This is a genomic window from Streptomyces sp. NH27 (assembly GCF_056859195.1).
Window position 1 is genome coordinate 1 of record NZ_JACEGK010000484.1, and the last position, 6,155, is coordinate 6,155.

Annotated in this window: 5 protein-coding genes; 4 read left to right on the plus strand and 1 reads right to left on the minus strand. The window is 75.6% G+C overall.

What is annotated here, in order from left to right; all coding sequences use genetic code 11:
• Positions 1–31 precede the first annotated feature (31 nt).
• Positions 32–1,174, plus strand: coding sequence for a cytochrome P450 (locus AC13HU_RS29875; protein WP_483045096.1), 1,143 nt, complete (start codon positions 32–34; stop codon positions 1,172–1,174).
• A 263-nt stretch (positions 1,175–1,437) separates the two neighbouring features.
• Here AC13HU_RS29875 and AC13HU_RS29880 read toward each other — a convergent pair whose 3' ends face one another.
• Positions 1,438–2,679: an AAA family ATPase gene (locus AC13HU_RS29880; protein WP_483045097.1), complete on the minus strand. Its 1,242-nt coding sequence runs from the start codon at positions 2,677–2,679 to the stop codon at positions 1,438–1,440.
• 236 nt (positions 2,680–2,915) lie between these two features.
• Here AC13HU_RS29880 and AC13HU_RS29885 point away from each other — a divergent pair, with 236 nt between their 5' ends.
• From AC13HU_RS29885 to AC13HU_RS29895, 3 genes are all read left to right on the plus strand, one after another.
• The gene (locus tag AC13HU_RS29885) at positions 2,916–3,935 is read left to right on the plus strand and encodes an alpha/beta fold hydrolase (RefSeq protein ID WP_483045098.1); all 1,020 of its coding nucleotides are present in this window, start codon (positions 2,916–2,918) and stop codon (positions 3,933–3,935) included.
• Positions 3,936–4,071: 136 nt separating this feature from the next.
• Positions 4,072–5,310, plus strand: a complete 1,239-nt coding sequence (gene lhgO / locus AC13HU_RS29890; RefSeq protein WP_483045099.1) for an L-2-hydroxyglutarate oxidase — start codon at positions 4,072–4,074, stop codon at positions 5,308–5,310.
• A gap of 150 nt (positions 5,311–5,460) precedes the next feature.
• Positions 5,461–6,155: class I SAM-dependent methyltransferase (locus tag AC13HU_RS29895; protein ID WP_483045100.1), on the plus strand; the 695-nt coding region annotated here is incomplete at its 3' end.

Genomic DNA, 6,155 nt, shown 5'->3' on the forward strand with positions numbered 1-6,155 from the left:
GCGCCGGGGTGGCCCCGGCTAGGGTCGTGGCGTGGTCACCCTTGCCGAACTCGCCCAAGACCCGCACGCACACCTCGCGGACCTGCGTGAACGTGCTCCCGTGGTGTGGCTGCCCGCGCTCGGCGGGTGGATGGTGACGGGACGGGCGCAGGCCGTGGAGGTCATGCGGGACGCCGCCGCGTTCACCGTGGACGACCCGAGGTTCACCACGGCGCGGGTGGTCGGCCCGAGCATGCTCTCGCTGGACGGGCCCGAACACGCCCGCCACCGGGACCCGTTCGTGGCGCCGTTCCGGCCGCGGGCGGTGGACGCCGCGTTCGGGGAGACCGTACGGCGTGAGGCCGACCGGCTGCTCGACGACCTGGCGCCGCGCGGCGAGGCCGAGTTGCGCCGGGACTTCGCCGGGCCGCTGGCGGCGGTCGTGATGGCCGAGGTGCTGGGGCTGACCGACGTCCCCGTCCCGGCGATCCTGGGCTGGTACGACGCGATCGTGCGGGCCGTGGACCGGCTCACCCACGGCGAGGACGCCGGAGCCGAGGGCCCGGCCGCCTACGAGGCGCTGCGCGCGGCGGTGGCCGGCACCCTCGACGCGGGCTCCGCGGAATCCCTGCTGGTCCACGCCGCCGCCGACGGCCGGCTCGGCCTGCCCGAACTGGCCTCCAACGCAGCCGTGTTGCTCTTCGGCGGCATCGAGACCACCGAGGCGATGATCGCCAACGCGCTGCTGCACATCCTCGGCGAGCCCGGCGTCGTGGACCAACTCCTCGCCGAACCGGACCTGTTGGACAACGCCATCGAGGAGTCCCTGCGGCTGGAACCCGGTGCCGCCGTCGTCGACCGCTACGCCACCCGCGACACGGACCTCGCGGGCATCCGGGTCCGGGCCGGCGATCTGGTCACCGTCTCGCTGGCCGGCGCCAACCGCGACCCCGCCGTCTTCACCGACCCGGACCGCTTCGACGTCCACCGCCCCAACGCCCGGCTCCAGTTGGCGTTCGCACACGGCCCGCACTACTGCGTCGGCGCCCACCTGGCCCGGCTCGAAGCCCGCACCGCCCTGCGCGCCTGCTTCGAGCGGCTGCCGGAACTGCGGCTCGACGCGAGCCGGCCGAGCGCTCCGCGCGGCCTCGTCTTCCGCAAACCGCCCACCCTCGCGGTCCGTTGGCGGCGCTGACCGCCGTACGTCCGCGGGTGCGGCCCCCGGGCCCGGCGGCCGTGTTCGCGAACTTCCTTCGCCGGCAGGGCGGTTGGGGCGACCCGGGCGCACGGCACCTGGCCCGCGCCGGGGCCGTCCGCGTACGCCCGTCTACGTAAGCCTGTCCGCGTACGCCCGTTCGCGTGGGCCCGTTCGCGTGGGCCCGTTTTCGTATGCCCGTTCGCGTACGCCCGTACGCGGGTGACCCTTCGCCCGGGCCGCATCCCCGCGGGCGGGCCGCGCTACGTCGCGGACCCGCCCCGGCCGGCCGCCGCGCGCGCCGCGGGCCCGTCGCCCGCGCTCGCCGAGTCCGCGGCCGGCGCCGGGCGCGGTACCAGCCCCTCGGTACGCAGCAGATGCCCGGCCGTGTCGAGCCCGGCGCCCAGCGCGAAGGCGGCCGGTTCGTCGAGCTCGCCGATCGTGGTACGCCCCTGCTCGGCGCGGACCGCGCGTACGGACGCCGCGTCGACGTCCTCGTGGTCGAGCAGTTCGGGGCTGTGGCTGGTGACGAGGACCTGCCGCCGGTCGGCCCCGTCGCGCAGCGCCTCCCGCAACACGGCGGCGGCCGCCGGGTGCAGCGCGGTCTCCGGCTCCTCGACGGCGACCACCCCGTACCGGCCGTCGACCGGGGCGAAGAGCGCGAGCAGTACGCCGAGGGCGCGCAGCGTGCCGTCCGACACCGAGGGCGCGGTGAACTTCCAGGGGTGGGCGGAACCGGCGGCGTCCTGGGTGAACTCCACGGTCTCCGCGCCCTCCAGCACCCGGCGGCGGGTGCCGCGCAGGCCGGGCACGATCCGTTGCAGGTAGCTGTCGAGGCGGCGCAGGTCCGCGCCGTCGGCGACGCGGCGCAGGCGGTGCAGCACGGCCGCGGCGTTCGCGCCGTCGGGCAGCAGCGCCCGGCCGTCCCGCGGTGGCGCCGGCACCCGCATGGCCGCCGGGTCGAGGCCGAACGCGCGGATGCCCGCCAGGCCCGCGTGCGCCGCCGCGAACGCCTTGTGCCGGCCGAGTTCGGCCAGCAGCAGGCGGCCCGGGTCGGCCGGCGGCAGCTTCCGCCCGGTGCTCGTGGTGAGGACGCCGTCCGCCACCCGGAAGGCGGCCAGGGCCCCGCCGGCCGTCACCTCGCAGCGCTCCCGGGCGATCCGGAACCCGCCCTTGCGCGCGGCCACGACCTGCACGCCGTAGGTGCCGGTGAGCGGGCCGCGGCCCTCGTCGGGCCCCTCGAAGGACAGCCGCACCGAGAAGCGGTCCGGATGGCCCGGGGCCCTGCGCCGTACCTGCGCCGCGCCGCCGCGCTCGCGCAGCGCCTCCGCCAGCGACCCGCCGACCCCGTCGGACACCAGGCGCAGCGCGTCGAGGAAGTTGCTCTTCCCCGCGCCGTTGGGGCCGACGAGGAAGACCAGGTCCCCGAGCCGGACGTCTGCTTCGGCGAGGCTGCGGTACTGCTTGAGCCGGACGCGCGTGACACGGAAGTGACTGGGCTCCATCGGTCCAGTCTGGCAGCCAGGGCCCGTCGTACGGGTCTGCGCGGGGTCGCGTCGCCGGCACGCACCTCTTGCCGCGCCGTCACCGCCCGTACGGCCCTGCGGCCCACCGACTTCCTTGCCGGATCGGCAAGGCGGATCGCGGGCGGGCGCCGTCCGCCGGATGATCGGGACCGGGCGCGGCGGCCCGCGAGGGGTGCGCCGGCGCCCGGCCACGGCATTCGTACCTGGGAGTCTCAATGACGCAGCACACCGGCGACGGACTCGGCACACACCGGCTGATCGCGACGCCCGCGGGCCGGACCCACGTGGTGGAGCGGGGCAGCGGGCCCTTGGTGCTGCTCGTGCACGGCTTCCCCGAGTCCTGGTACTCGTGGCGCCACCAACTGCTCGCGCTGGCCGCGGCCGGGTACCGGGCGGTCGCTGTCGACGTACGCGGCTACGGCCGGTCCTCGAAGCCCGCGGACCCGGCGGCGTACCGGATGCTGGAGCTGGTGGCGGACAACGCCGCGGTGGTGGAGGCGCTGGGCGAGCCGTCCGCGGTGGTGGTCGGGCACGACTGGGGCGCGACGATCGCGGCGAACAGCGCGCTGCTGCGGCCGGACGTGTTCCGCGCGGTGGGCCTGCTGAGCGTGCCGTACGCCCCGCGCGGCGGCCCGCGGCCGAGCGAGATCTTCGCGGGGATGGGCGGCGACGAGGAGTTCTACGTCTCCTACTTCCAGCAGCCCGGCCGGGCCGAGGCCGAGATCGAGCCCGACGTGCGTGGCTGGCTGGCCGGCTTCTACGCCGCGCTGTCCGCCGACACGATGCCCCCGCCGGGGGCGCCGGACCCGCACTTCGTCGCGCGCGGCGGACGGCTTCGGGACCGTTTCCCCGCCGTCGCGGTCGCGGGTGCGGTCGCGGGTGCCGGCACCGGGCTGCCCGGCTGGCTCAGCGAGGCCGAACTCGACTTCTACGCGGGCGAGTTCGAGCGGACCGGGCTGACGGGCGCGCTGAACCGCTACCGCGCGATGGACCGGGACTGGGTGGACCTCGCCGAGTTCGACGGCGCCGCCATCACGCAGCCGTCCCTGTTCCTGGGCGGCTCCCTGGACGCGTCCACCACCTGGCTGGCCGACGCGATCAAGGCGTATCCGGTCACCCTCCCGGGTCTGGTCGCCTCCCATCTCCTCGACGGCGGCGGCCACTTCCTCCAGCAGGAGCGCCCCGCCGAGGTGAACCGGCACCTTACGGAGTGGCTGGCCGCACTGCCCACGTGAACGCGTGCGTACGCGGGCGTACGTGTATGTACGTGTACGTACGCCCGCCGCGCACGTGGCCGCCGTACGGTTCCGCCCGGACGCTTCTATGCTCGGGGCACGCGACGGGCGATCCAGCGGAAGAAGGTACGCCGCGATGTCAGGAGACACAGTGCCCCGGCCGGTCACCGGCGGCCGTACCCCGGCGAAGCCCGTCGGCGTGATCGGCGCCGGCCTGGTCGGCCTGGCCGTGGCGCGCCAACTGGCCCTGCGCGGGGCCGAGGTGGTCGTCTTCGACAAGGAGACGGACGTCGCCGTCCACCAGTCGGGGCACAACTCCGGTGTCGTCCACTCCGGCCTGTACTACCCGCCCGGCTCGCTCAAGGCCACGCTGTGCCGGCGCGGGGTCGGGCTGCTCAAGGAGTTCTGCGCGCGGCACGAACTGCCGTACCAGGAGATCGGCAAGGTCGTCGTCGCGCGCTCGCCGGCCGAGGCGGAGCGGCTGGGCGTGCTGGAGGAGCGGGCCCGTGCCAACGGCGTGCCCGGGGTGCGCCGGCTCGATCCCGCCGCGCTGCGCGAAATCGAGCCCGAGGTAAGGGGGTTGGCCGCGCTGCACTCCCCGACCACCGCCATCGTCGACTTCCGCGCGGTGGCGCGGGCGATGGCCGACGAGGTGGCCGCGGCCGGCGGGCGGCTGCTGCTCGGCAGCGAGGTCACCGCGATCCGGCCCGGCCCGCACGGCGGCGTCACCGTGATCTGCGGCCCGCAGCCGTACGAGCTGCGCGGTGCGGTGATCTGCGCGGGGCTCCACTCCGACACGGTGGCGCAACTGGCGGGCGACGCGCCCTCGCCCGCGATCCTGGCGTTCCGCGGCGAGTACTTCCGGCTCCGGCCGGAACGGGCCGGGCTGGTCCGCGGGTTGGTGTACCCGGTGCCGGACCCGGCGTACCCGTTCCTCGGCGTGCACCTCACGCCCCGGGTGGACGGGACCGTCGACGTCGGCCCGAACGCCGTCCTCGCGCTGGCCCGCGAGGGCTACCGGCGTCGGGACGTGAACCCGCGCGAGCTGGGCCGGGCGCTGGCCTGGCCCGGCACCCGCCGCCTGGCCCGCCGGCACTGGCGGGCGGGGCTGCGCGAACTGCACGGCTCGCTGTCGAAACGCGCCTTCACCGCCGAGGCCGCCCGCTACGTCCCTGCCCTGACCCGCGCGGACCTGGTGCCCGCGCCGGCGGGCGTCCGCGCGCAGGCGCTGGACGAACACGGCGATCTCGTCGACGACTTCAGGATCTCCGCGCTCGGCCCGGTCACCGCCGTACGCAACGCCCCTTCTCCTGGGGCCACTTCCTGCCTGGCGATCGCGGAACACGTCGTGGAACGGTTGTCCTTCCCCGACTGACCTGCCCCGACTGAGCACCCGCTCCGCCGGTTCTTCCGCCCAACGGTCGTCGCGGGCACGGTCGTTCGCGGCGTGCGGGCCCCTGTCGGCGCCGGCACCGGGGCGAAATCGGGTGGCCGCGGGGGCCTCGGCCCCCGTACGTTCGGCGCCATGGCTGACGAGTGCTTCGGGCATGCGCGGCTCGCCGCGATCTACGACCCGCTCGACCCCGACCGTGGCGACCTCGACGCGTATCTCCGGATCGCGGACGAGCTCGGGGCGCGCAGCGTGCTGGACATCGGCTGCGGGACGGGGGTCTTCGGACTCCTGCTGGCCGATCGCGGGATCGAGGTGGTCGGCGTCGATCCCGCCGGGGCGTCCGTCGACGTGGCCCGGGCCAAGCCGGGCGCCGGGCGGGTGCGGTGGATGCACGGCGACGCCACGGCCCTGCCGCCGCTGCGGGTCGACCTCGCGACGATGACGGCGAACGTCGCCCAGGCGATCGTCGATCCGCAGGCGTGGCGGCAGACGCTCCGCGGTGCCTGCGCAGCGCTACGGCCCGGTGGGCACCTGGTGTTCGAGACCCGTGATCCGGCGCGGCGCGGCTGGGAGGAGTGGAACCGCGAGCACACGTACGGCGTGACCGAGATCCCCGGCGTCGGCTCCGTCGAGAGCTGGGTCCAACTGACCGACGTGAGCCTGCCGTTGGTGACATTTCGCTGGACCTACGTCTTCGCCGCCGACGGGCAGGTCCTCACCTCGGACTCGACGTTGCGCTTCCGCGAGCGGGAGGAGGTCGAGCGGGACCTCGCCGCAACCGGCTTCGTGACCAAGGAGGTTCGCGACGCGCCCGACCGGCCGGGAAG

Bases quoted from the DNA above. Each gene is read 5' to 3' on its own strand.
- AC13HU_RS29880 (WP_483045097.1), bottom strand. From the start codon at position 2,679: ATGGAGCCCAGTCACTTCCGTGTCACGCGCGTCCGGCTCAAGCAGTAC.
- AC13HU_RS29885 (WP_483045098.1), top strand. From the start codon at position 2,916: ATGACGCAGCACACCGGCGACGGACTCGGCACACACCGGCTGATCGCG.
- lhgO (WP_483045099.1), top strand. From the start codon at position 4,072: ATGTCAGGAGACACAGTGCCCCGGCCGGTCACCGGCGGCCGTACCCCG.